Annotated in this window: 25 protein-coding genes and 1 tRNA gene; 4 read left to right on the top strand and 22 right to left on the bottom strand. The window is 62.4% G+C overall.

Translation table 11 applies throughout. From position 1 onward, the window contains the following. Positions 1 to 79: 79 nt before the first annotated feature. The 22 genes from AC1Q61_RS16010 to AC1Q61_RS15905 form a co-directional block, all read right to left on the bottom strand. Positions 80 to 150, bottom strand: a tRNA-Cys gene (locus tag AC1Q61_RS16010). A gap of 103 nt (positions 151 to 253) precedes the next feature. After that, positions 254 to 880 (bottom strand): class I SAM-dependent methyltransferase, encoded by a 627-nt coding sequence (locus tag AC1Q61_RS16005; protein ID WP_492651069.1) that lies wholly within the window; start codon positions 878 to 880, stop codon positions 254 to 256. 20 nt (positions 881 to 900) lie between these two features. After that, positions 901 to 1,623, bottom strand: coding sequence for a hypothetical protein (locus AC1Q61_RS16000; RefSeq protein ID WP_492651068.1), 723 nt, complete (start codon positions 1,621 to 1,623; stop codon positions 901 to 903). Further along, the gene (locus AC1Q61_RS15995) at positions 1,620 to 2,204 is read right to left on the bottom strand and encodes an RNA polymerase sigma factor (protein ID WP_378666355.1); all 585 of its coding nucleotides are present in this window, start codon (positions 2,202 to 2,204) and stop codon (positions 1,620 to 1,622) included. Before AC1Q61_RS15995 ends, AC1Q61_RS16000 begins: the two co-directional genes overlap by 4 nt. A 30-nt stretch (positions 2,205 to 2,234) precedes the next feature. After that, the gene (locus tag AC1Q61_RS15990) at positions 2,235 to 2,918 is read right to left on the bottom strand and encodes a lysoplasmalogenase (protein WP_492651067.1); all 684 of its coding nucleotides are present in this window, start codon (positions 2,916 to 2,918) and stop codon (positions 2,235 to 2,237) included. 4 nt (positions 2,919 to 2,922) lie between these two features. Continuing rightward, positions 2,923 to 4,518: an NADH-quinone oxidoreductase subunit NuoN gene (gene nuoN, locus AC1Q61_RS15985; protein ID WP_029255227.1), complete on the bottom strand. Its 1,596-nt coding sequence runs from the start codon at positions 4,516 to 4,518 to the stop codon at positions 2,923 to 2,925. After that, positions 4,515 to 6,119, bottom strand: a complete 1,605-nt coding sequence (locus tag AC1Q61_RS15980) for an NADH-quinone oxidoreductase subunit M (protein ID WP_492651066.1) — start codon at positions 6,117 to 6,119, stop codon at positions 4,515 to 4,517. The genes nuoN and AC1Q61_RS15980 overlap by 4 nt, the downstream gene beginning before the upstream one ends. Further along, positions 6,113 to 8,005: an NADH-quinone oxidoreductase subunit L gene (gene nuoL, locus AC1Q61_RS15975; RefSeq protein WP_492651065.1), complete on the bottom strand. Its 1,893-nt coding sequence runs from the start codon at positions 8,003 to 8,005 to the stop codon at positions 6,113 to 6,115. Before nuoL ends, AC1Q61_RS15980 begins: the two co-directional genes overlap by 7 nt. Before the next feature lies 1 nt (position 8,006). Then, entirely contained in the window at positions 8,007 to 8,306 is a 300-nt protein-coding gene (gene nuoK, locus AC1Q61_RS15970) for an NADH-quinone oxidoreductase subunit NuoK (RefSeq protein WP_003942238.1), read from the bottom strand. Then, complete coding sequence (locus AC1Q61_RS15965; RefSeq protein WP_050655785.1) at positions 8,303 to 9,100, bottom strand: NADH-quinone oxidoreductase subunit J; 798 nt, start codon at positions 9,098 to 9,100, stop codon at positions 8,303 to 8,305. The genes nuoK and AC1Q61_RS15965 overlap by 4 nt, the downstream gene beginning before the upstream one ends. Beyond that, positions 9,097 to 9,654, bottom strand: a complete 558-nt coding sequence (gene nuoI / locus AC1Q61_RS15960; protein WP_007735146.1) for an NADH-quinone oxidoreductase subunit NuoI — start codon at positions 9,652 to 9,654, stop codon at positions 9,097 to 9,099. The genes AC1Q61_RS15965 and nuoI overlap by 4 nt, the downstream gene beginning before the upstream one ends. Beyond that, positions 9,647 to 10,987, bottom strand: a complete 1,341-nt coding sequence (gene nuoH, locus AC1Q61_RS15955) for an NADH-quinone oxidoreductase subunit NuoH (RefSeq protein ID WP_007735147.1) — start codon at positions 10,985 to 10,987, stop codon at positions 9,647 to 9,649. The genes nuoI and nuoH overlap by 8 nt, the downstream gene beginning before the upstream one ends. Then, positions 10,984 to 13,413 (bottom strand): NADH-quinone oxidoreductase subunit G, encoded by a 2,430-nt coding sequence (locus tag AC1Q61_RS15950; RefSeq protein WP_215515875.1) that lies wholly within the window; start codon positions 13,411 to 13,413, stop codon positions 10,984 to 10,986. The genes nuoH and AC1Q61_RS15950 overlap by 4 nt, the downstream gene beginning before the upstream one ends. After that, positions 13,410 to 14,729, bottom strand: coding sequence for an NADH-quinone oxidoreductase subunit NuoF (gene nuoF / locus AC1Q61_RS15945; protein WP_215515876.1), 1,320 nt, complete (start codon positions 14,727 to 14,729; stop codon positions 13,410 to 13,412). The genes AC1Q61_RS15950 and nuoF overlap by 4 nt, the downstream gene beginning before the upstream one ends. A gap of 1 nt (position 14,730) precedes the next feature. Continuing rightward, positions 14,731 to 15,555, bottom strand: a complete 825-nt coding sequence (nuoE, locus tag AC1Q61_RS15940) for an NADH-quinone oxidoreductase subunit NuoE (protein ID WP_003942123.1) — start codon at positions 15,553 to 15,555, stop codon at positions 14,731 to 14,733. After that, complete coding sequence (nuoD, locus tag AC1Q61_RS15935; protein WP_003942229.1) at positions 15,552 to 16,883, bottom strand: NADH dehydrogenase (quinone) subunit D; 1,332 nt, start codon at positions 16,881 to 16,883, stop codon at positions 15,552 to 15,554. Before nuoD ends, nuoE begins: the two co-directional genes overlap by 4 nt. Continuing rightward, positions 16,883 to 17,545, bottom strand: a complete 663-nt coding sequence (locus AC1Q61_RS15930; protein WP_042922617.1) for an NADH-quinone oxidoreductase subunit C — start codon at positions 17,543 to 17,545, stop codon at positions 16,883 to 16,885. The genes nuoD and AC1Q61_RS15930 overlap by 1 nt, the downstream gene beginning before the upstream one ends. Continuing rightward, positions 17,542 to 18,096: a NuoB/complex I 20 kDa subunit family protein gene (locus AC1Q61_RS15925; protein WP_003942234.1), complete on the bottom strand. Its 555-nt coding sequence runs from the start codon at positions 18,094 to 18,096 to the stop codon at positions 17,542 to 17,544. The genes AC1Q61_RS15930 and AC1Q61_RS15925 overlap by 4 nt, the downstream gene beginning before the upstream one ends. An 80-nt stretch (positions 18,097 to 18,176) precedes the next feature. Beyond that, complete coding sequence (locus AC1Q61_RS15920) at positions 18,177 to 18,536, bottom strand: NADH-quinone oxidoreductase subunit A (RefSeq protein WP_003942165.1); 360 nt, start codon at positions 18,534 to 18,536, stop codon at positions 18,177 to 18,179. 211 nt (positions 18,537 to 18,747) lie between these two features. Then, positions 18,748 to 19,140, bottom strand: a complete 393-nt coding sequence (locus AC1Q61_RS15915) for an Rv3143 family two-component system response regulator (RefSeq protein ID WP_051649612.1) — start codon at positions 19,138 to 19,140, stop codon at positions 18,748 to 18,750. Between the two features lie 181 nt (positions 19,141 to 19,321). Next, positions 19,322 to 19,756, bottom strand: a complete 435-nt coding sequence (locus AC1Q61_RS15910; RefSeq protein ID WP_003942203.1) for an SRPBCC family protein — start codon at positions 19,754 to 19,756, stop codon at positions 19,322 to 19,324. Positions 19,757 to 19,843: 87 nt separating this feature from the next. Next, on the bottom strand, positions 19,844 to 20,323 hold the full coding sequence (locus tag AC1Q61_RS15905) for a toxin-antitoxin system HicB family antitoxin (RefSeq protein ID WP_003942206.1): 480 nt from the start codon (positions 20,321 to 20,323) through the stop codon (positions 19,844 to 19,846). Positions 20,324 to 20,477: 154 nt separating this feature from the next. Here AC1Q61_RS15905 and thyX point away from each other — a divergent pair, with 154 nt between their 5' ends. Genes thyX through AC1Q61_RS15885 form a run of 4 tightly spaced genes read left to right on the top strand, consistent with a single transcriptional unit; the run spans position 20,478 to position 24,872 of the window. Further along, positions 20,478 to 21,230 carry an FAD-dependent thymidylate synthase gene (gene thyX / locus AC1Q61_RS15900; protein ID WP_003942250.1) on the top strand — a complete coding sequence of 251 codons (753 nt, stop codon included), beginning with the start codon at positions 20,478 to 20,480 and terminating at the stop codon, positions 21,228 to 21,230. Between the two features lie 43 nt (positions 21,231 to 21,273). Then, positions 21,274 to 22,179 (top strand): 4-hydroxy-tetrahydrodipicolinate synthase, encoded by a 906-nt coding sequence (gene dapA / locus AC1Q61_RS15895; RefSeq protein WP_003942142.1) that lies wholly within the window; start codon positions 21,274 to 21,276, stop codon positions 22,177 to 22,179. Continuing rightward, positions 22,180 to 24,189: a ribonuclease J gene (locus AC1Q61_RS15890; protein WP_003942231.1), complete on the top strand. Its 2,010-nt coding sequence runs from the start codon at positions 22,180 to 22,182 to the stop codon at positions 24,187 to 24,189. 59 nt (positions 24,190 to 24,248) lie between these two features. Further along, positions 24,249 to 24,872 (top strand): TIGR03085 family metal-binding protein, encoded by a 624-nt coding sequence (locus tag AC1Q61_RS15885; RefSeq protein ID WP_003942175.1) that lies wholly within the window; start codon positions 24,249 to 24,251, stop codon positions 24,870 to 24,872. Positions 24,873 to 24,944: the final 72 nt, after the last annotated feature.

Below are 24,944 nucleotides of genomic sequence, written 5' to 3'. Positions count from 1 at the left end.
GCGGAGCGATGCAGGCTGCGTGCACCGAATGTCATTGGTAGGTGGTTGGTCGCGGCATGAGTCGCTGGTTCGCAAGCTGAGCGGATGGCAGGAGTCGAACCTGCGTGGACGGTTTTGCAGACCGCTGCCTTGCCGCTCGGCCACACCCGCATTGATCCAATTATGTTCGTAGTGAACAACAGTCGCCAGGATTGTGATCAGGGTGAATTGATCGCCATGTGACGGATTGTGGGGAAGGCGGTGTACTGGCGGGCTAGTCGCGGGAGAACACCGCGACCAGGAATTCGGAATTGTCCTTGAACGGGCGCAGGTCCCACGTGGACAGCAGCAGATCAGCCTCGAGGCCACTCGCGGCCGCGTCGGCGAGAAACTCGGGGAACTCGTAGCCACGGCCGGCACCGAATCCGATGACCACTCGGCCGCTCGGAGCGAGATGACGAGCAAATCCTGACAATACTGCTTGCCTGGTTGACGGAGCGAGAAACGCCATCACGTTGCCTGCCGACACGATGACGTCGAAATTCGCCTCGACACCGCGGGCCGGTAGATCGAGTTCGGAGAGATCGCCGACAAGCCACGTAGGGCCGGGGTGGTCCTCCTCCGCGGCAGCGATGAGAACCGGGTCAACGTCGACTCCGACAACCACATGCCCGACGTCGTGCAGATAACCGCCGAGTCGGCCCGGCCCGCACCCTGCATCGAGAACCCGGCCACCGCGTCCGAGCATCGCGTCGATCAAACGTGCTTCCCCGACAATGTCCTTGCCGTCCGCTCTCATGGAACGGAAACGCTCGACATATCGTGTGGAATGCGTCGAGTCGGCTGCAGTGATCTCTTCCCACTGGCTGGGGATGCGCTCGTTCGGGGCCTGTGCAGTCATCTTTCGAGGGTACCGACAGTTCACCGGGTGCCGACGACCGTCCCGTCTGCGGCATATCCGACGAGGGTTGGACGAGGGGAGGTGAGTGAGAGGGGAATCCATCCGTAGAAGCGGTCTTCGGCAAGAACTGTTGGATAGATTTGGCCGTCTGCGGTGTGAAGTTCGGCCCGAACGGCGCCTCCTGCCCCTGCGTCGTAGGTCGCCTCGTGCGGACCAGCAACCATGATCCCGGCTCCGCCTCCGAATGAATCTGCGCCGTACAAGTCGTCGTTCGATCTGCAGCCGTGGCCGAGGCTGATGAATTTTGACGGACCAACCTTGTCGGTCTCGGCTGACGTCTCGAAAACCGGGGCGACGCACCTCCAGCCATCAGCGCCGTGGGCAACGAAGACGCTGAACCGGGTTCCGTCAGGTCCGGGGATGGACCCGACCCGATCGGCGGTGGACGGATCTATTCCGCCGTTGGTTCCCGGCATGGTCTGCCAACCCGAGTACATATCCGTAAACGGTTTTGGCATCATCGCCGTGGCAGCGGCGCAGCCCACCATTCCCGCTGCACAGAGCATCGCGACGAGAGCTACGGCGCCTACCCGGCGGCGTGGAACTCTGGGTGTTCCAATGTTGTTTTCGTCAGCGATGATTCGGATGCGAGCGGCAACCTGGACGTTCTCGGGCCAGAGTTCGGCGGAAAGAGAATCGGTCGGCCGCAGCTTCTCGAGGGTGGTCAGCAGATCTTTGCTCATGGAGTACTCCCGTGTTCGGCGGCAGCGCAAGGTCGGGCGGTGTTCATCGGGATCGCGGTGTCAGGTTCTGAAGCCAACCCGGTGCTCAATCGACGCCGAGCGCGAAAGAGTCGAACATGCATGGCTGGAACCGAACACCCGGCGACCCGCGCTGCTTCGGTGGCGGTCAATCCGTCCCAGGCAGTCAGGAGTAGGGCTTCACGCTCGGTGACGGTGAGTGTTGTCAGTGCTTCGAGCAGTTCTGTGCGGTCGGGGACAGTGACGTCGGCGCCCGGCGTCGATGCCGCGATCTGCTCGATTCGTCGCATCTTCTCGGTCAACGCATCGTGGCGCCGAACGCTTCGACGGTTGTTGTTCACGGTGTTTCGAGCCACCACCAACAGCCATGGAAGTGCCTGTTCGGGCACGTCGTCCAAGCGTCGCCAGGCAACGAGGAACGTCTCGGAGACAACTTCCTGTGCGCTGTGATGATCGACGTGGCGGCAGGTATAGGCGAACACCCGACCGGCGTAGGCGTCCCACAGGACGGTGAAACGCTCTTCGTCGCTCGGTGGTGGCCCGTCCTCGGATTTCGGCGTCATAAGAAGAGATGTCCGGCTGGTTGCTGATCCTTACAGCGTGGGCGCCAATGGACGGTTTGCCGTGTTACTCCGGCCGAGGATTCCGACGGTCAGGAGCAACAACGCAAGGATGTACGGCGTCATGATCCAGATGCCGGCAGCGGCAGGCTGCCACTTGTTCGCCTGACCGAGCAGGATCAGGGCGTCAGAGGTGAGGAACAGTGCGCCGCCGATACCGGTGATCGTGTTGTAGGCCAGTGCGGTGGACGCGGTTCCCACCAGGATTGCGGCGTACACAGGGACGGCAATCCGAAGTGCCGGTTCGAGACCGGTCCAGGCGTACGACACAAGGGCAATTCCGGCAACGGCGTACGCGCACAAAAACCATGGCCGCCTTCGTATCTCCCGAAGAGCGCCGTGCGAGAGAAAGAATCGGATGAAACAGACGTGACCGATCGCGAAGGCGGCCATCCCGATGACAAACGTGGAGTCCCAGATCAGGAACAGGTCTCCGAAAGCGCAGGCAATCAGCGCAGCAGCAACAATCCTCGGTCCGCCTTGGTCGACAACCCAGGCAGCCAGAATCGGCGCGAGCATGACCTTGGTGATCCCGTCCCAGGGCGCAGCATCAGCGGCATTCAGGATCAGATGAAGAATCGCCACCGCGGAAAACCCGACAAACCATGGCGACCGGAAGGTACTCGGCAGTCCGGCGTCGCGAACAGATTCACGCATCGGCTCAGTGCACGAAGTCCGCTGCACGCTCGGCGAGATCGAGCGCCGGCTGGGGGAGTATGCCGAGGATGAGCGTTACACCGGCGCCGAGGCCGATCACACTGCTGGTCAATGCACTTGGCACCACGACGGTCGGTGCGTCTTCCGCCGATTCGGTGAAGAACATCAACACGATCACTCGCACGTAGAAGTAGGCGGCGATCGCGCTGCACAGGACGCCGACGATCACGAGAGGCGCCGCCCCACCCTCGGCGGCCGCGCTGAACACCGCGAACTTTCCGATGAACCCACTGGTCAACGGAATCCCGGCGAAAGCCAACAGGAACAGTGCAAACACAACGCCGACCAGTGGTGAGCGTCTGCCCAATCCGGCCCAGCGCGACAGCGCAGCGACCTCACCGTCAGCGTCCCGGACCACACTGACGACGGCGAACGCACCCACGGTGCTGAATCCGTAAGCCAGAAGATAGAACATCGCCGAGGCGAGGCCGGCATCCGAGTCCGCCACCACGGCGGTCAGAATGAATCCGGTGTGCGCGATAGCCGAATAGGCCAGCATTCGCTTCATATCGGTCTGCGTCACTGCAACGATCGATCCGACAACCATCGTGAGAATCGCGACCGCCCACATCAGCGGGCGCCAGTTCACGTATTCATTGGGCAGGGCCACGTAGAAGACGCGAAGGATGGCGCCGAACGCGGCGATCTTGGTCGCAGTCGCCATGAAACTGGTGATCGGCGTCGGCGCCCCTTGATAGACGTCGGGAATCCACGAATGAAACGGCACTGCACCGACTTTGAACAGCAACCCCACTGCCACCAGGGCCGTTCCGAGCCAGAGGAAGGCGTCGGTGCCCGACCCGATGCGTGCTGCGTCGGCGATACCGGAGAGCGTGACCGTCCCGGCATAGCCGTACAGCAACGCAATTCCGAAAACGAAGAAAGCCGACGAAAATGCCCCGAGCAGAAAGTACTTGAGCGCAGCTTCCTGGGAGAGCAGGCGACGTCTGCGTGCCAGACCGCACAGGAGATACAGAGGCAGTGAGAACACTTCGAGCGCAACGAACATCGTCAGTAGATCGTTCGAAGCCGGAAACAGCAACATACCGCCGACCGCAAAGAGCGTGAGCGGAAAGACTTCGGTCTGGGCGATACCGACCTTCACTGCTTCTTGCTCCGCAACACTTCCCGGGACGCTCGACGCTTGAGGGGTGAAACTGCCGAGCGCGTCATGTTGCGCAATCACTTCGGCGGTGTTGCCCGAGCCTCGCTCGGCAATCAGCAGTACCGCCGGGATCGACACAAGAAGGATCGTGGCCTGCAAGAACAGCGTCGGTCCGTCGACCGCAACAGAACCCATCATCGCCGTCGACCGCGTGCCGGCGAGCAGAAGCACTGCCACGAACGCGGCCGCCAAACCTCCGACACCGAGGACGAGTTGCACTGGGTACCGAATACGCCGGGGTGCAAAGGCTTCGATGAGTACCCCGACCACCGCAACACCGAACACGATCAACATCGGTGCGAGCAGGCTGTACTCGATACTGGGTGATGCCGCGTCGGCCGAGCCGAGGATGGTCACGTCATTGAAGGAACTCATTTGTGGACACCTCCTTCGTGGTCGGCGACGAGCGGCGTCGGTGCCTCGTAGACGACGGTGTGGCTCACTGCAGGAGTGATGACGTCCAAGGCAGGCTTGGGGTAGATGCCGAGGAGCAGGAGGAGTGCGATCAGAGGGGCGACCACCACGAGTTCGCGTCGCGCGAGGTCGCGGATCGTTCCCTGCCCTTCCTTCACCGGTCCGCCCATCATGCGCTGATAGAGCCAGAGTATGTAGATCGCGGACAGTACAAGCGCGACAGTCGCCGCGATAGCGGCCACGTGGTAGCGCGAGTACGTTCCGATCAGCACCAGGAATTCACTGATGAACGGAGCCAGACCCGGCAGCGACAGCGTTGCCAACCCCGCAACGAGGAATGTGCCGGCCAGGACGGGTGCGACTTTCTGAACGCCGCCGTACGCCGAGATAGATCGTGTACCTCGCTGCGAGACGAGGAATCCCGCGATCAAGAACAGCGCGGCAGTGGAGATTCCGTGATTGACCATGTACAGCGCGGAACCTGCCTGGCTCTGGCTGGTCATCGCGAAGATTCCGAGAATGATGAAGCCGAAGTGTGAAATCGACGTGTAGGCGATCAGTCGCATGACGTCTGTCTGCGCGATCGCCAGTATTGCGCCGTAGACGATCCCGATCACGGCGAGCGTGATGATCCACGGTGCAAAAGTCGACGACGACTCCGGGAACAGTTGCAGGCAGTAGCGAATCATCGCGAAGGTGCCTACCTTGTCCACGACCGCCATCATCAACACTGCTGTCGACGGAGTCGATTCCACCGCGGAGTCCGGCAACCAACTGTGCAGCGGCCAGAGCGGTGCCTTGACCGCGAACGCGAACATGAATCCGAGGAACAAGGCGTTGAGCGCCCCGGGTCCGACGCCGAGTTCACCGCTGCTCGCCGCGGACGCGATCGCTCGGAAGTCGAAAGTGCCGCTGGTGAAGGGACTCTCGTCGCGCGTGGTGACCACGTACAGGCCGATGACCGCAGCGAGCATAACCAGGCCGCCGAGGAGGTTGTAGAGCAGAAACTTCACGGCGGCCCGCGATCGGCCAACTCCACCGAACCCGCCGATGAGGAAATACATCGGTATCAGCATTGCCTCGAAGAAAATATAGAACAGGAGAATATCCAAGGCGCTGAACGAAATCATCACCATGGACTCGACAACAAGGATCAGCGCGAAATAGGTGTGCGGCATCCGCTTGGGTGATGCCGGGTCCGCGGGGACGTCGTTCCAGCCCGCGATCAGTAGTAATGGCACCAGCACTGCGGTGAGAAGAACCAGAACGAGTGCGATGCCGTCAAGTCCGAGTGTGTAGCTGGTACCGAAAGCCGGTATCCAGCTGTGGCTTTCGACGAACTGAAACTGCTCGCCGCCGCGGTCGAACGCAACTCCGAGACCGGCGGCGATCACCAGGACTGCCACGGACACTGCCAGCGCGAGAGATTTGGCAAATTGGTACGACCGTGCAGGCAGAGCGAGGACAACACCCGCTCCGATGAGCGGAAGCAGCCAGAGCGCCGTCAGCGCAGGGAAGCCGGCATTGGTCACAGAGTCGCTCACCGTCGCTTCGATCACCACAGTGTCACCGCCATCATTGTCGCGACCACGAGTGTTGCTCCGACAAACATCACCAGCGCGTACGAACGAACGAACCCGGTCTGCAGCTTCCGCGTGAGCGTGGACAACCCGGTGACGACCACCGCAAAGCTACCCACGACGCCGCCTATTCCCTTGGTGTCGACCACTTCCAGCGACTTGGTGAGTTGTTGTCCCGGCTTCATGAACACCGCCTCGTTGAAGGCGTCACCGTACAGATCACGGCGAGCCGCAACGGTCAACCGAGAAACCGGAGTCGGTGCCACCACGGGAATCTCCCGTGTGGCGTACTCGCGATACGCAATCGCGACGCCGGCGGCGACTGCGAGCAGCGCCAGCGCGGTGATCGACCATGCGGGTATCGGCGGTTCGACGTGATGGGAGCCGACTACCGGTTCCAGCCAGTTCTGCAAGCTGGACCCGATGGTCAGGAGCATGCCGGCCCCGACGGATCCCACCGCCAGAATGATCATCGGAGACGTCATCACCGCCGGAGATTCGTGAGGTTTCTGGTTCTCCCAGCGGGCCTTCCCGAAGAAGGTCATCAGCATCACGCGGCTCATGTAGAAGGCAGTGAGCGCCGCACCCAAGAGCGTGACGATGCCCAGCACAACACCCTTGACGCCGCCCTCGCCGATTGCAACCTCGATGATCTTGTCCTTGGAGAAGAACCCGGCAAACGGCGGAACACCGATGATGGCAAGATATCCGAGCCCGAACGTGACAAAAGTCAGTGGCATGAACGCCCGGAGTCCGCCGTAGCGCCGCATGTCGGTTTCGTCGTTCATCGCGTGCATCACGGAGCCGGCGCCGAGGAACAGGCCCGCCTTGAAGAATCCGTGGGTGATCAGATGAAGGATTGCGAAGGCGTATCCGGCTGGTCCGAGACCCGCGGCCAGGACCATGTATCCGATCTGACTCATGGTCGATGCGGCGAGCGCTTTTTTGATGTCGTCCTTCGCGCAGCCGATGATCGCACCGAACAGGAGCGTCACGGCACCGACGATGACAACCACGAGTTGAGCGTCGGGCGCGAGATCGAAGATCGGATTGGAGCGCACGATCAGGTAGACGCCGGCGGTGACCATCGTGGCCGCGTGAATCAGAGCCGAAACGGGGGTAGGGCCCTCCATCGCGTCGCCGAGCCACGACTGCAGCGGCACTTGCGCCGACTTCGCGCACGCAGCGAGGAGGAGCATCAGACCGATCGCCGTCAGGACACCTTCGCTTGCGCCGGACGCGTCGCCGAAGACATTGCTGAACGAGAGCGAGCCGAATGTGCTGAACATCAACATCATTGCGATCATCAACCCGATGTCGCCCACCCGATTGACGACAAAAGCCTTCTTGGCAGCAGTCGCCGCCGACGGCTTGTGCTGCCAGAAGCCGATCAGCAGGTATGACGCCAAACCGACACCTTCCCAGCCGACGTAGAGTCCGAGGAAGTTGTCGGCGAGCACCAGAAGCAGCATTGCAGCGAGGAAAAGATTGAGGTACGCGAAGAACTTACGACGCTCGGGGTCGTACGCCATGTAGCCGACCGAGTAGATGTGGATCAGCGAACCTACACCGGTGATGAGCAGGACGAAACACATCGACAGTTGATCAAGCTGCAGTCCGAACTCGACCTGAAGACTGTCGACCGGGACCCAACTGAACAGGTGCTCGGTGACGGTGCGGTCGGCGGTGTCGCGGCCGAGCATGGCGATGAAAAACACCACTGCGACGACAAACGACGCGAGTGCCATGACGCAGGCGAACAGGAGGCCCCACGCGTTCGTGCGACGACCCGCCAGCAACAGGACAGCGGCGCCGCACAGGGGCAGGGCGGGGAGCAACCAGATGGCGGACGTGATTCCTCCTGACATGTCAGTACTTCAGCAGGTCTGCGTCGTCGACGGATACAGAACGCCGAGATCGGAAGATGATCATGATGATTGCCAAGCCGACGACTACTTCGGCCGCAGCTACCACCATCGTGAAGAAGGCGAAGATCTGGCCGTCCAGATTGCCGTGCATGCGCGCGAAGGTCACGAATGCCAGGTTCGCGGCGTTGAGCATCAATTCGATACACATGAACACCACGATGGCGTTGCGTCGCAGGAGGACTCCCGCAGCCCCGATGGTGAACAACAGGACCGACAGATACAGGTAATTCTCGGGATTCATCGCGCAGACTCCTCACCGGTACTCGGATCCGGGGAACGCGGAGTGAGTGCGCTGCTGACGGAGAGCGTCGAGAACGTTCCGTCGGGCAACAGTGCCGGCATGTCCACTGCGTTGTGACGTGCGTACACGCCGGGACTGGGGAGGGGAGTGGCCGAGCCCTTGTCGGGATCACTCTCATCGCTGCCCAGGTACGCGAATCGTTGCTGCGAGAGTTCGCGTTGGCTGAGTGTGGCTCCGATCTTCTCCCGATGCGCGAGCATCATTGCACCAAGTGTCGCCGTGATCAGCAGTGCGCCAGTCAGTTCGAAGGCCCAGACGTAGCGGATGAAGATGAGATCGGCGAGAGCGTCGATGTTGCCCTGGTCGAGTCCGGTGAATCCGGTGAAGCCCGAGATCGACGCATTTCCGAGTCCGCCGATGAGGAGCAGTCCGAATCCGACACCGATCACGATCGCGCTGACGCGTTGTCCCCGTAGCGTTTCGACCAAGGAGTCCGAAGAATCCACGCCGACCAGCATCAGGACGAACAGGAACAACATCATCACTGCGCCGGTATAGACGACGACCTGGACGACACCCAGGAACAGTGCGCCCTGCACGATGTAGAAGACGGCCAGGATGATCATCGTCATTGCAAGGAAGAGCGCAGAGTAGACGGCCTTGGGGGCGGCGACCACGCCCAAAGCGCTGATCACCGCAAGGGTTCCGAGGATCCAGAACTGCACCGCCTCGCCGGTGGAGGTCGATGTCATCGTTCCCTCCGCCAGGATCGTGGTCGTGACCGACGCGATCATTTCTCGGTCTCCGGGTTCGGCTCTTGCTCGGGTGCTGGCTGTTCGGGAGCTGCTGTGATGTCGCCGCGGTAGTAGTCGTCCTGAGTTGTGCCGGGACGCAGCGCGTGTGGTGGCGCTGCCATGTCGGGTTTCAGGGGCGCGAGAAGGCGGTCCTTCTCGTAGATCAATCCGGCTCGGTTGTCGTCGGTCATCTCGTACTCGTTGGTCATGGTGAGAGCCCGAGTGGGGCAAGCCTCGACGCAGAGGCCACAGCCGATGCACCGCAGGTAGTTGATCTGATACACCCGCCCGTAACGCTCGCCGGGGGAGAACCGTTCTTCTTCGGTGTTGTCAGCACCCTCGACATAGATCGCGTCGGCGGGGCAGGCCCAGGCACACAGTTCGCAACCGATGCACTTCTCGAGTCCGTCCGCATACCGGTTGAGTTGATGGCGACCGTGGTATCCGGGCGCGGTGGGGCGCTTCTCCTCCGGATAGAACTCGGTCTCGGGCTTCTTGAACATTGTCGAGAGCGTCACTCCGAAACCCGCGATAGGTCCGAGGAAATCAGGCATGGGAGTCCTCCGATGTGTCGGAAACATCTGTCCGCCGCGGCGGTGGCACCTTCTGACCCGGTAGTTTTCGGGTCGGCAGCGTTTGACCAGGTAGGGGTGGAACCGGGAAGCCGCCCGACATCGCATCGAAAGGCCGGGTCCCCGAATCGGGCACCAACGCGGCGGTTCGGCGTCGGCTGCGGTAAGTCCCGGCCAACACGATCAGGAGCGCAGCTCCGAGAACCAGTGCGACGCAAAGAAGTACGACCCAGGTGTTGTAACCCTCGTTGCGGAACGCACGAACGGTCGCGATCACCATCACCCACACCAAGGCAGCGGGGATGAGAATCTTCCATCCGAGATTCATGAACTGGTCGTAGCGCAATCGAGGAAGCGTGCTGCGCAACCAGATGAAGACGAAGAGGAAGCCCCACACCTTGGCGACAAACCACAGCACCGGCCACCAACCGGAATTGGCGCCGTCCCACAGGTTGAACGGGAACGGTGCGTGCCACCCGCCCAGGAACAGTGTCGTGGCCAGAGCGGACACCGTCACCATGTTCACGTACTCGGCCAGCATGAACATCGCGAACTTGAGTGAGGAGTACTCGGTGTGGAACCCACCCACCAGTTCACCCTCGGCCTCGGGAAGGTCGAAGGGAGCCCTGTTGGTTTCGCCGACCATGGCTGTCACGTAGATCAGGAAGGACGGCAGGAGGAGAAAGACGTACCAGGCACCTTGTTGGGCGCTGACGATGCCGGACGTGGACATCGTGCCGGCGTAGAGGAAGACTGCGGCGAAGGACAGCCCCATTGCTACCTCGTAGGAGATGACCTGCGCGGTCGATCGAAGTGCGCCCAGTAGTGGATACGTCGATCCGGACGACCAGCCGGCAAGCACGATCCCGTACACACCGATTGAAGTCACGGCGAGGATGTAGAGAACTCCGACCGGAAGATCGGTCAGTTGCAGGGGTGAAAGGGTTCCGAAGATCGACACCTGCGGACCGAACGGGATGACGGCAAAGGCCATGAACGCGGGCACGACTGCGATGACGGGCGCGAGGAGATAAATCGGTTTGTCGGCGCCGGTCGGTGTGATGCCCTCCTTGAGGGCGAGCTTGATTCCGTCAGCGAGACTCTGGAGCATTCCACGGGGGCCGACGCGGTTCGGTCCGACACGCATCTGCATGCGTGCCATGACCTTTCGTTCCGCGTAAATTGCCACCAGCGGTGTGAGTACGAGGAACACGAAAATGGCGAGAGCCTTGCCGATCACCAACCACCACGGGTCGTGCCCGAACGCCGACAGGTCGACCGGAGCTGACACGGTCCCGTACTCGTGGGTGGTCATTGCGCTCCCGCCTTCGCAATCTTCACCACGGAACCCGCGGTAACGCAGAGCGTTTGGTAGATCGTGCTACCCGGTGAATTGAGCGGGAGCCAGACTGTTCGAGGCGGGAGTTCGGTGATCTCCAACGGTAATGTGATGGAACCGGATTCAGTCGACACCGCAACGTGATCGCCGTTGTCGGCGCCGATCTCGGCAGCGGTCTCGGCAGACAAACGCACGAGTGGGAGCCGTGCCGTACCCGCCAGGTTGGGCTCGCCGTCTTGCAATCGGCCGTTGTCGAGCAGCATTCGCCAACTCGACAACACTGCCTCGCCCAGTGCCGGTGTGGGCATGGTGCCTGACGGGACCTGAGGCGAGGTGGGGCGCGATCCGTACCAATCGCCGAGGCGATGTATCTCCGAGCGTGCGGAATCTGCGTCGGGTAGGCCCAGATCGATGCCCATCTCGGCTGCGATCGCGTGGAGAACGCGCTGATCCGGCATCACTCCTGTCGTTCTCAACGCAGTGTCGAACACGCGCTCGCGGCCTTCCCAATCGAGGAAGGTTCCGGGCTTCTCGGCGACCGGTGCCACCGGGAAGACGACGTCGGCGAGTTCGGTGACTCCGCTGTGACGGATCTCCAAACTCACCACGAAACCTGCTGCTTCGATCGCGGCCCTTGCCTTCGCCGGGTTCGGGAGATCACTCAATTCGACGCCGCCGACAAGAAGGGCAGCAGTCGTCTGCCCCGGACCCAGCAGACTCGCGGCGTCGCGCCCGTCGGATGCCGGGATGGAGGCCCCCCACACTGATTCCACCTCCCGACGTGCTGCCGGGTCCGCAACGGGGCGTCCGCCGGGAAGCAATCCCGGTAGTGCGCCGGCCTCGACGGCGCCGCGATCACCAGCGCGGCGTGGGACCCAAGCCAAACAAGCTCCTGTCGCTTCGGCGAGACGTACCGCCGCGGCGAAGCCGCCCGCCACCTCACTGAGTCGTTCGCCCAACAGGATCACTGCACCGGGCTGCCGGAGGAGCTGGCCCTCCTCGCTGCTGGGGTGAGACAACGAATCCATCAGAGCTGCTTCACTTCCGGGTACGGTCCGAAGCAAAGAGCCGCCCATCTTCTGCAGGCCGCGCGTAGCGAATGGCGCGCTGGAGAGCACCGTCGTCTTGCCGAAACGTGCGGCCTTGCGTAGCCGCAGGAAGATGATCGGTGACTCCTCCTCGGGCTCGAGAGCTACCAGCAATGCGGCCGGGGCCGACTCGAGGTCCTGGTACGTCACCGACTCTTCGAGTGTGCGGCCGGCGACGTGTGCTGAGAGGAAACCTGCCTCTTCGGCAGAATGAGCACGGATTCGGAAGTCGATGTTGTTGGTAGCGAGAGCAACTCGCGCGAACTTGCCGTAGGCGTAGGCGTCCTCCAAGGTAGAGCGTCCGCCGACGAGTACGCCTGCGTCACCGCGGGCCTGCGCGAAGGATCGCGCAACGAGGTCGAGTGCCATGGGCCACGACGCCGGAATCAATTCGCTGTCAGCGTTGCGGATCAGGGGAGTGGTGATCCGATCACCTTGGGTCGTGTACGTGAATGCGAAACGGCCCTTGTCGCAGTTCCATTCCTCGTTGACTTCGGGGTCGTCCCCGGCGAGACGGCGGAGAACCTTTCCGCGACGGTGGTCCGTGCGCTGAGCACATCCGTCGGCGCAGTGTTCACACACGCTGGGGCTGGACACCAGATCGAACGGTCGCGCCCGGAATCGGTATGCCGTACTGGTAAGCGCGCCGACCGGGCACACCTGGATGGTGTTGCCCGAGAAGTAGGACTCGAAGGGCTCGTTGGCGTAGATCCCGACCTGTTGAAGCGCGCCGCGCTCGAGGAGATCGATGAACGGGTCGCCGGCGATCTGGCCCGAAAACCGTGTGCATCTGGCGCAGAGGACGCAACGCTCGCGGTCGAGCAGGATTTCGGACGAGAGTGGGATGGGCTTGGGGTAGGTCCTTTTCTCCTCACCGAACCGGGATTCGGTGCGACCGGTCGACATCGCCTGGTTCTGGAGCGGGCACTCGCCGCCCTTGTCGCACACGGGGCAGTCCAACGGGTGGTTGATGAGCAGGAGTTCCATCACCCCGCGCTGCGCCTTCTCCGCCACCGGTGACGTGAGCTGTGTGGTGACGACCATTCCGTCCGCAACCGGTGTCGTGCAGGACGCCACCGGCTTGCGTTGACCTTCGACCTCCACGATGCACTGTCGGCACGCCCCGACCGGGTCCAGAAGAGGATGATCGCAGAACCGCGGAATCTGTGTGCCGATCATCTCTGCAGCGCGAATGATCAACGTGCCCTTGGGTACCTGGAGTTCCCGGCCGTCGATGGTGAGGGCGACCAGATCAGTGGGCGGTGCCGTGTCGGTCTTGGTGGCGTCGTTCTTGGTAGCGTCGGCTGCAGTCATGAGACGAACGCTCCTGTCGCGAGAACGGATCGGCGAGGATCGAACGGGCATCCGTTGCTGTCGAAATGCGCTACGTATTCCTCGCGGAAGTACTTCAGGGAGGACATGATCGGGCTGGTCGCTCCGTCGCCCAACGCGCAGAAGGATTTTCCGAGGATGGTGTCCGAGATGTCGAGAAGTTTGGTGAGATCAGCTTCAGTACCTGTTCCGCCTTCGAGCCGACGCAGGATCTGCACCAGCCAGTACGTGCCTTCGCGGCACGGCGTGCATTTACCGCAAGATTCGTGGGCATAGAACTCGGTCCACCGCAGCACCGCACGCACGATGCAGGTTGTGTCGTCGAATATCTGCAGTGCTTTGGTGCCGAGCATCGATCCCGCCGCGCCGACGCCCTCGTAGTCGAGTGCGACATCGAGATGTTCGTCGGTGAAGATCGGAGTCGAGGATCCGCCGGGAGTCCAGAACTTGAGGGTGTGCCCGGTGCGAACGCCGCCCGCGTAGTCGAGAAGTTCTCGCAACGTGATGCCGAGCGGCGCCTCGTACTGGCCGGGAGTGGTGACATGACCAGAGAGCGAGTACAACGTGAACCCCGGCGACTTCTCGCTTCCCATCGACCGGAACCACTCCGGGCCGCCCAGGACGATCGACGGCACACTCGCGATGGACTCGACGTTGTTGACGACGGTCGGGCAGGCGTAGAGGCCGGCGACGGCGGGGAATGGCGGCCGCAGTCGAGGCTGACCGCGTCGTCCCTCCAACGAATCGAGGAGGGCTGTCTCCTCACCACAGATGTACGCGCCTGCTCCGGCGTGCACGACGAGATCCAAGTCGAATCCCGAACCGAGGATGTTGCGGCCCAGGTATCCGGCCGCGTAGGCCTCGGCCACGGCGGTCTGCAGACGTCGCAGGACCGGGACCACCTCGCCCCGGACGTAGATGAACGCCTTGGCCGCTCGAATTGCATACGCCGCGATGATGACTCCCTCGACCAACGTGTGTGGGGTCGCCATCATCAACGGCATGTCCTTGCATGTGCCCGGTTCGGACTCGTCGGCATTGACGACGAGATAGTGAGGCTTGCCGTCTCCTGGCTTGTCTTCGGTGCTCTGTGGGATGAAACTCCACTTGAGGCCCGTCGGGAAACCGGCGCCACCGCGCCCACGAAGGCCAGCGTCCTTGACCGTTTCGATCACGGCGTCGGGGGACATGGCTAGCGCTTTGCGTAGGGCTTGGTAGCCGTCGTGACGAAGGTAGCTGTCGAGAGTCCACGAGTTCGGTTGATCCCAGTAGCGACTCAGGACGGGGGCGAGTGTCATGTCACTTCCCTTCGCCGGGAGCGTCGGCTGCTGAGGCCGAGCCGGGTGGGTTGTCGTCGTGAGATCGGCTGATACGCAGTCCGGCAAGAGTTGCCCCGCCGATGGTTTGTGCTTCGGCTGCTTCGATTCGTGTATCCGGGAACCCGGCCAAGGTGCGTGCGGTCTGTCGGAACGAACACAGTGTGGCACCGCGACTGGGTGTCACGCGCTCGCCGGCGCGGAGCGCATCGACGAGTGAGCGCGCCGATTCCGGAGTCTGGTTGTCGAAGAACTCCCAGTTGATCATCATGACGGGGGCGTAGTCGCACGCCGCATTGCACTCGATGTGTTCGAGGGTGATCTTGCCGTCGGACGTCGAGATGGAGTGTCCGCCTTCGTCTCTGGAGCCTGCTGACCCGAGATGCTCTTCGAGTGCTGCGAGGATGTCGTCTCCGCCCATGATCGCGCACAGCGTGTTGGTGCAGACTCCGACCAGATACTCACCCGTCGGACCACGGCGATACATCGAGTAGAAGGTGGAAACGGCGGCAACCTCGGCGCCGGTCAAACCCAGCTTGGCACTGCAGAAATCGATCCCGGCCGGGGTGATGTACCCGTCCTCGGACTGCACGAGATGAAGGAGCGGCAGGAGGGCTGATCGACTGGTGGTCGCCGCGGCGTCAGGCTCACGGTAACGAGCGATGACGGTTTCGGCATCGGCGTCGAGTCGGGCGAGTACGTCAGGCGGATAACTCGATCGTGCGCCAGGGCGTACCAGTTGCGTGGGCTCGTCCGGGCGCGGCCCGAGTTCGATGAACACCCGTGACGAGCCGTTCGGGCCGGTCATCGGTCCACTCCGCCCATGACGGGATCGATACTGGCAACCGAGGCGATCACGTCGGACACCATGCCTCCCTCGCACATCGCCGCTACCGCTTGAAGGTTGGTGAATGACGGATCCCGGAAATGGACGCGGTACGGCCGGGTTCCCCCGTCGCTGACCATGTGCACACCCAACTCGCCACGCGGGGACTCGACGGCGACGTACACCTGGCCGGGCGGCACGCGGATTCCTTCGGTGACCAGTTTGAAATGGTGAATCAGACCCTCCATGGACGACTCCATGATCTTGGCGATGTGCTTCTGCGAATTGCCGAGGCCATCCGGTCCGACAGCGAGATCGGCAGGCCAGGCGATCTTCTTGTCGTCCACCATGACCGGCCCCGGTTGCAGCTTGTCGAGGCACTGCTCGACGATCTTGAGGGACTCCTTCATCTCCTCGACACGGATGACGTACCTTCCGTAGCAATCGGATCCGTCGTGCGTCACGACGTCGAACTCGTAGTTCTCGTAGCCGCAGTAGGGCTGCGCTCGACGCTGATCGTGGGGGAGACCCGTGGCGCGTAGGACCGGCCCCGTCACGCCGAGCGCCATGCAGCCGGTGAGATCGAGATATCCGATTCCCTGGGTGCGGGCTTTCCAGATGGAGTTGTCGCTGAGCATCAGTTCGACGTCACGCAACCGTTTCGGTAGGACCTTCAACAGTTCTCGTACCTTCGCGACCGACCCGTCGGGTAGATCCTGAGCGAGACCACCAGGCCTGATGTAGGCGTGATTCATCCGCAGTCCGGTGATCGTCTCGAACACGTCCAGAATCAATTCGCGTTCGCGGAATCCGAACAGCATCGCCGTCACGGCGCCCAGTTCCATTCCACCGGTTGCCAGGGCGACAAGGTGCGACGAGATTCGATTGAGCTCCATCATCATCACGCGAATGACGGTGGCTCGCTCGGGAATGTCGTCGGTGATGTCGAGAAGTTTTTCGACTCCGAGGCAGTACGCGGTTTCGTTGAAGAACGGTGACAGGTAGTCCATTCGAGTAACGAAAGTGACGCCCTGCGTCCAGTTCCGGTATTCGAGATTCTTTTCGATTCCGGTGTGCAGGTAGCCGATTCCACACCGAGCTTCCACGACTGTCTCACCCTCGATTTCGAGAATGAGGCGCAAGACGCCGTGAGTGGACGGATGCTGCGGGCCCATGTTGACCACGATCCGTTCGGCCTCGCCGGTTCGCTGGCGAGCGGCCGCGGTGACGATGTCGTCCCAGTCCTGACCCGATGCTGTGACGACGGTTTCCGTCGTGGCACCGGAGTTGCTTCCTGTCGTCTCGTTCATCAGTTGTACGACCTACGCTCGTCGGGTGGAGGAGTCTGGGCGCCCTTGTACTCGACCGGGATACCGCCGAGCGGATAGTCCTTGCGCTGTGGGTGGCCCTTCCAGTCGTCGGGCATCTCGATACGGGTCAGGGCCGGGTGACCGTCGAAGACGATCCCGAAGAAGTCGTAGGTCTCACGCTCGTGCCAATCGTTGGTGGGGTATATCCCGACGATGGACGGAATATGTGGATCGGAGTCCGGCACGGACACTTCCAGTCTGATCCGGCGGTTGTGCGTGATCGAAGCAAATGGATATGCGGCGTGGAGCTCGCGACCGGTGTCCTGCGGATAGTGGACTCCATCGACACCCAGGCAAAGTTCGAAGCGTAGTTCCGATTCGTCGCGCAGTCTGCGCGCGACCTGCGGGAGGTGAGACCGTTCGACATGCAGCGTCATCTCGTCTCGAAAGATCACTACCCGCTCGATTGCATCGGTGAAAGTGCTGCCCGCGCTGCGCAATGCGGCATCCAAGGAGTCCGCAACTTCGTCGAAGTATCCACCGAACGGTCGAGAGGCCTTGTCCTCTACTGAGATCGGCGGGGCGAGCCGGCTGTAGCCCGAGGTGTCACCACTGCCGCGGACCCCGAACATCCCCCTCGATCCGTTGTTGCCCGCGGTCATCGCAGAAGCCCCTTCATGTCGATGGTGGGGGTGGATGCCAGTGCGGCGCGCTCGGCTGCCGCGCGTGCCTCTTCGCGGTTCACGCCGAGGGGCATCTCCTGGATCTTTCGGTGCAGTTCGATGATCGCGTTCAGGAGCATCTCCGGCCGCGGCGGACAGCCGGGCAAGTAGATGTCGACCGGCACGATGTGGTCGACGCCCTGTACCACTGCGTAGTTGTTGAACATACCGCCGGACGACGCACACACACCCATGGCCAGAACCCATTTCGGCTCGGCCATCTGGTCGTAGACCTGACGAAGTACCGGCCCCATCTTTTGACTGACCCGCCCGGCCACGATCAGAAGGTCTGCCTGTCGCGGCGACGCGCGGAATGCCTCCATGCCGAACCGCGCCAGGTCGAAGCGACCTGACGTGGTTGCCATCATCTCGATCGCGCAGCACGCGAGCCCGAAGGTGGCAGGCCACAGTGATCCTTTGCGGGCATACCCTGCCAGGCCCTCGACAGTGGTCAGTAGAAATCCGCTGGGGAGCTTTTCTTCGAGACCCATATCCGACTCTTTTCAGTCGTAACAGCTGCGGTGTGACCGGTTTTGTCTGACGTATGTGTGCTGTACCTGTGTCCGCTGGCCTAGTCCCAACCGAGACCGCCTCGTCGCCATTCGTATGCGTATGCCACCGAGACGTTGACTATGAAAAGGCCCATCGCCGCGAGGCCGAACAAGCCGAGCGAATCGAAATGCACCGCCCACGGGTAGAGGAAAACGATCTCGATGTCGAAGATGATGAACAGCATTGCCGTCAGATAGAACTTGACGGGAAACCGCCCGCCACCGGCGGTACGGGGTGCCGGTTCGATTCCGCATTCGTAGGCTTCGAGTTTCGCCCTGTTGTACCGCTTCGGGCCGACCACGGACGCGAGAACAACCGACACCACAGCGAAGGCCATCGCGATGACCCCGAGGACGAGAATGGGGATGTAAGCGTTCATGTCACCCGAACTCCTCTCCGCTGTGCGGATGTCCGCCCAGCCCGAAGGTGCCGTTCGATTTCGATACTGCCAGCAATTCGATACTTATGTGACCTGCGACACCCACACTAGGGGAGGCCTCCGACATTGGGTTCGTTTTCGGGGTGCCGAGTTTCGCTCTCGAAAGTCCGAAGTAGTCGGCGCCGCAACGAATCACCGCTGCAACGGGTGCTCACCGGCTCAGTTGTCGACGCAGAAGCGCGATGACGGTGGAAGCAAGTTCGATCGGATCTATCGGCTGCGGCTCTGAGGCTTCCGCTCTCGACCACGACGCCAGCCACGCATCGTCGGGTCGACCGGTCAGTACGAGGATCGGTGGACAGTCGGCGATCTCGTCCTTGAGTTGTTTCGCGACGCCCATGCCGCCCGCCGGACTCGCCTCGCCGTCGAGAATGGCGAGGTCGATTCCGCCGGCATCGAGCTTGGCTACGACGATCGGTGCCGTCGCGACCTCGATGTAGTCGATGGTGGGCATCGACGGATGTGGGCGCTCTCCGAGAGCGAGCCGAACTTGCTCGCGCGTGTGTGCGTCGTCGCTGTAGACGAGGATGCGCACGGGTGCCATGGAGTTGGGCTCTGCGGTCTCGGCGGACACGCGGCCGACGTTACTCCGGGCGGTCCCTGGCTACCGGCGAATCTTCAACATCGGCAGGGACTTCCGCGAAAACACAGCTCGGCTTCACGGCAAACGGCCCCTACCCGGCGATGAACGCCGGAAGTAAGGGCCGCCTGAATTGCGTGTGCGCTCAGAAGTTTTCGACGAACTTCGTCAGGCCCTTGCTCGCTGTTTCCAGCGCCGTCTTCTGTGCCTTCTTCACCAGGAAGCCCGGCAGCGGGATCTTGGGATCGATGGTCAGTTCGAAGGTGACTTTGGTTCCACCGTCGGTGGGAGTCAAGACGTACGAGCCGTCCTGCTGGTTCTGCTGACCGCTCTCCACGAGGGTCCAGGTCACCTTCTCGTCGCCCTCGAAGGTGTAGTCGACTACCTGCTCGTCGTTGATTCCCAGAATGGACACGGCCATGCGAACGCGATGGGGGCGACCGTCGTCGTGGGTGCTCTCGATGGTGATCTTCTTGTGTGCAGACGACCACTCCGGCAGCCGATCGACGGCTGCTACGGCCTTCATCACCGTTTCCGGATCAGCCTTGATCTCGAATTCCTTGACGCCCGAAACGGCCATGAACGTGCTCCTTCTCGCCTTGCGGCAACGGTTCGTGATTACTGCAGTTGCGCAATTAGATCATTCGGTGATCGGGTTGGCGTCGAGCTAGTCCATGCCGTTCTTGCGCATCTGGTCCCGCAATGCGCCCTGGACGGCTTGTGAAACCCACGAGTTGAGGGAGACTCCGTTCTGATTGGCGGCCTCCTCGGCGCGGGCTTTGATCTGCTCCATCATCCTCAACGTCACCCGGCTGATATCTCCGCTGACGTCGTCGAACGAGTAGGTTGAGTCCTTCTTCTCGTCGTCTGCCTTCTCGTTTGCACCCTCGCCGCCGGTCGAGTTCGGCGGGCGAACGACGTCGACCAGTAATTCGCTTCCGTCGAGATTCACCTTGACCTCTCGGTCGCCCAGCTTCGCCCCGATCTCCTTGGCCAGTTCCGTCGCCGCGGCCAACAAGACCAGGCGGACCGAGGGTTCGATGGCGGCGGACAACGACGCCGCAATCCGGCGCGTGTGATCGTCGCCGAGTTCGGCTGCAGTGGCGAGGTCGTTCTGCAGCTTTGCGGTGTACTCCGAAATGTCCATGACACCACAGTGGCGTCAAAAGTGACGTCAGTCAAGGATGTGATGACGTCACTCGGTATCGAGGGCGGTCGACCGCTATAGAGTTGCCCAGCACCTGAGGCGAACGGCGCCCGGGTTTCGTGCTGGTCGTTTCGTGCTTGTCGAGGAGTGGGTTGTGCCGAACACGGTGTCACTGAAAGTGCAGTTGGTGGCGAAGTCCGAGTTCTTCCCGCCCGAGGACATTCCGTGGGAGACGGACGCGGATGGTGGCGAAGCGCTGGTCGAGTTCTCCGGTCGAGCCTGCTACCAGAGTTGGTCCAAGCCGAATCCGCGAACCGCAACCAACGCCGGCTATCTGAGGCATCTGCTCGAGGTCGGACACGTTTCGGTGCTCGAGCATGCGACAGTGAGCTTCTACATCACCGGTATCTCGCGCTCGTGCACTCACGAATTGATTCGTCACCGGCACTTCTCGTACTCGCAACTCTCGCAGCGATTCGTCCGTGAGAACGATGCAAACGTCGTCGTGCCTCCTGCTGTCGAAGGTGATCCCGAGCTCGAAGCACTGTTTCTGAATGCCACCGATGAAAGCCGTCGCGCTTACGGGGAACTGCTGACTGCCCTCGAAGGGAAACTGCAATCGGTGCCCGGTGCCCCGATGCGGGGCAAGCAAGCCAGGCAGGCTGCGCGCTCGGTGCTGCCCAACGCCACCGAGACGCGCTTGGTCGTGACCGGGAACTATCGGGCCTGGCGGCACTTCGTCGAGATGCGTGCCACCGAACATGCGGATGTCGAGATCCGGCGAGTCGCGGTCGAGTGCCTGCGTCAGCTTCGTGATGTCGCGCCAAATGTGTTCGGGGACTACGAGATTCTTCGCGGAAGCGACGGATCGGAAATTGCCGTCAGCGCATTTGCGGCCGAGTCGTGACTCGTGTGCAGAAGTAAGAGCTGAACCGGGTAACCTTCTGACCATGACCTACGGTGATTCCGCTTCTCTTGTCGAGCGTCCGTTCGGCACCATTTCCGTTGCGATGGTGACCCCGTTCACTGCCGACGGGAAGTTGGACGTCGACGCGGGAGTGCGCCTCGCAGCCCATCTCGTCGACAACGGCTGTGACGGCCTCGTTCTTGCCGGTACCACCGGTGAATCTCCCACCACCACCGAGTCCGAGAAGCTCGACCTGCTCCGCGCAGTGATCGACGCCGTCGGTAACCGCGCGAAGATCGTTGCAGGCGCCGGCAGCAACGACACCGCTCACAGCGTCGAACTCGCACGTGACGCGGCTCGCGCCGGAGCGCACGGTCTGCTCGTCGTCACCCCGTATTACTCACGTCCGCCCCAGGCCGGACTGTTTGCACACTTCACCGCCGTCGCCAACGCGACCGACCTGCCCGTCATGTTGTACGACATTCCGCCCCGCTCCGTCGTTCCCATCGAGACCGAGACGATCCGCCGACTCGCCGAGCACCCGCGAATCAAGGCCGTCAAGGACGCCAAGGGCGACCTCAACGCCGGCGCAGAGTTGATCGGCACCACCGAGCTTCAGTTCTTCTCCGGCGACGACCCGCTGAATCTGCCGTGGCTCGCTGTCGGCGCCACCGGCTTCGTCAGCGTCATCGGCCATCTTGTTCCGGGTCGTCTCCGTGACCTTCACACCGCGTTCGTGTCCGGCGACATCGCCCGCGCACGCGAGATAAACCTCAGTTTGATCCCTGTGATTCGTTCCGTTGCCCGCCTCGGCGGTGTCAGCGCTTCGAAGGCGGGTCTGCGACTCATCGGAATCGATGTCGGAGAACCACGCCTTCCGCAGGTTGCACCCACTAAAGAGCAGATCGACGGTCTTGCCGCCGATCTGCATGCGGCAGGAGTTTTGTAAATGACCCGTCCCCCCCGACGTCGTAGTGCCAGTCGTCAAGCCGGTCCGCCTTCGCCTCCGGCTCCCGAAACGGCCGCAAAAGCCGCACCGGTAGAGGCACCAGCTGCGCCGGCGGCAGAAGCGGCCCCCGCCGCAGCCGCCCCGCCCAAGAAGGCCGCAGCAACCAAATCTGCAGCAACCAAGTCCGCTGCCACCAAATCTGCTGCACCCAAGAAGTCGACCGAAGACAGGTCGCCGCGCAAATCTTCCGGCGGTAACCGACCGGCAGCATCGAAGTCGGGCAACGGGCGCGGAAACAAGCGCCCCGAGAACCGTCCGGCCGTCGATCCCACGGGTCGCCTCGGAACACCCCCGAAGGCGCCGGCATCGGGTCTGCGCATCGTCGCGCTGGGCGGCATCGGCGAAATCGGTCGCAACATGACGGTGTTCGAGCACCGTGGCAAGTTGCTGATCGTCGACTGCGGTGTGCTGTTCCCCGAGGACCAGCAGCCTGGCGTCGACCTGATCCTCCCGGACTTCCGCTACATCGAAGACCGTATGGACGACGTCGAAGCCGTCATCTTGACTCACGGACACGAGGACCACATCGGTGCTCTGCCGTTCTTGCTGCGTCTGCGCGCGGACATTCCGGTCATCGGCGCGAAGTTCACTCTCGCTCTCGTTGCCGCCAAGTGCCGCGAGCATCGCCTGCGTCCGAACCTGGTCGAGGTCGTCGAGGGAAACACCACCACCCATGGCCCGTTCGACTGCGAGTACTTCGCGGTCAACCACTCGATTCCCGACGCTCTCGCGATCGCGATTCGCACCGACGCCGGCGTCGTACTGCACACCGGTGACATCAAGCTCGATCAGCTGCCTCTCGACGGCCGCCTGACCGACCTCGCCGGATTCTCCCGCCTGGGCGACGAGGGCGTCGACCTGTTCCTCGTCGACTCGACGAACGCCGAAGTTCCGGGATTCGTCACGCCCGAGCGCGAAATCGGGGGAGTGCTCGACAACGTCATCGGCAAGGCGAAGCAGCGTGTCATCGTGGCATCGTTCGCCAGCCATGTGCATCGCATCCAGCAGGTCGTCGACGTAGCCGCTCGGTACAACCGCCGCATCGTCTTCGTCGGCCGCTCGATGGTCCGCAACATGCAGATCGCCCAGGATCTGGGCTACCTGACGGTGCCCGACGGCCTCGTCGTAGACATCGACACCGCCGCCACCCTTCCCGACGATCGCCTGGTGCTCATTTCGACGGGTTCGCAGGGTGAGCCGTTGGCAGCGCTCTCGCGGATGGCGCGCGGCGAACACCGTCAGATCAACATCCGCGCCAACGACCTTGTCGTTCTCGCGTCTTCGCTGATCCCGGGCAACGAGAACTCCGTTTTCGCCGTGGTCAACGGTTTGGCCAAGCGCGGTGCCACCGTCGTGACCCAGCAGAGCGCCAAGGTTCACGTCTCGGGCCACGCGTCCGCCGGTGAGTTGCTCTACCTGTACAACGCGGTTCGGCCCACCAATGCCATGCCCGTCCACGGTGAATGGCGGCACCTGCGTGCCAACGCCGCGCTGGCAAAGGCAACCGGCGTGCCGGAAGAGCGCATCGTATTGGCCGAGGACGGCGTCGTGGTCGACATGGTGGACGGTCTCGCCGAGATCGTCGGACGCGTACCGGTCGGACACGTCTACGTCGACGGTCTGTCCGTCGGCGACGTCGGTGAGCCGACGCTGTCCGATCGCCTCGTGCTCGGTGAGGGCGGCTTCATCGCGATCACCATCGTCATCAACGAGTCGACGGGCCGTGCGGTCAGCACCCCCGAGGTGTCCGGTCGCGGCTTCTCCGACGATCCGACAGCGCTCAAGGCTGCCGCGGATCTCGTGGAATCGGACCTGGCCCGGTTGGCGAGCGAAGGCGTCATCGACGCTCATCGCATCGCGCAGTCGGTGCGCCGCGTCGTCGGACGCTGGGTCGCGGACAAGTACCGCCGCCGTCCGATGATCATTCCGACGGTCATCGCGGTTCCGTAGATTCGGCACAGCAGGTCGCTTCCGCTCGAACCCGGTCCGGTTCGAGTACTTTGGCGAAGGTGACCTTCGCTCATGACGAACGACTCGCCCTGGTGGACAGCATGGTCGAATTCGGCCCCGATGCTCCGACACTGTGTGGGGAGTGGACCAATCGTGACCTGGCAGCACATCTGATAGTCCGGGAGCGGCGTCTCGACGCCGCTCCCGGAATCATGTTGAGCCCTCTTGCCGGTCACACCGAGAGCGTGCGTAAGGCCGCAGCGGCGCGTCCGTGGGAGGAGATCCTCGACGACGTTCGGAGTGGGCCGCCTCGGTGGTCGCCGATGTACTGGCTCGACGCGCAGGTGAATACCACGGAAATGTTCGTCCACCACGAAGATGTACGACGCGCACATCTGAACTGGGCGCCGCGTCCGTTGTCGGAGGGTCGGCAGGCTCAGCTGTGGAAGTACGCCCGGCAGATCGGCAAGATGGGTTACCGCAAAGCCGCTGTCGAGGTCATTTTCGAACTTCCGTCCGGCGAGAGTGCGGTCGTCCACAAATCCGGCTCTCGCAGTGTTGTCCTGCAGGGTGAACCCGCCGAGTTGCTGCTGCACGCTTTCGGTCGCAACGAGGTGAAGATCGAAGCCAAAGGTGAACTGGCCGACGTTCAATCCGTGATGGCGCTCGATCGCAGTTTCTGATGGCCCCCTTCTGCCGGAGCCGAGCTCGACAGACGGGTTGTGAAGATCACGTTTCGCACTCGCCACCAGTGT

The organism is Rhodococcus sp. MPR-R1B, from assembly GCF_058793255.1.
This window is presented reverse-complemented; position numbering and strand designations above follow the sequence as displayed.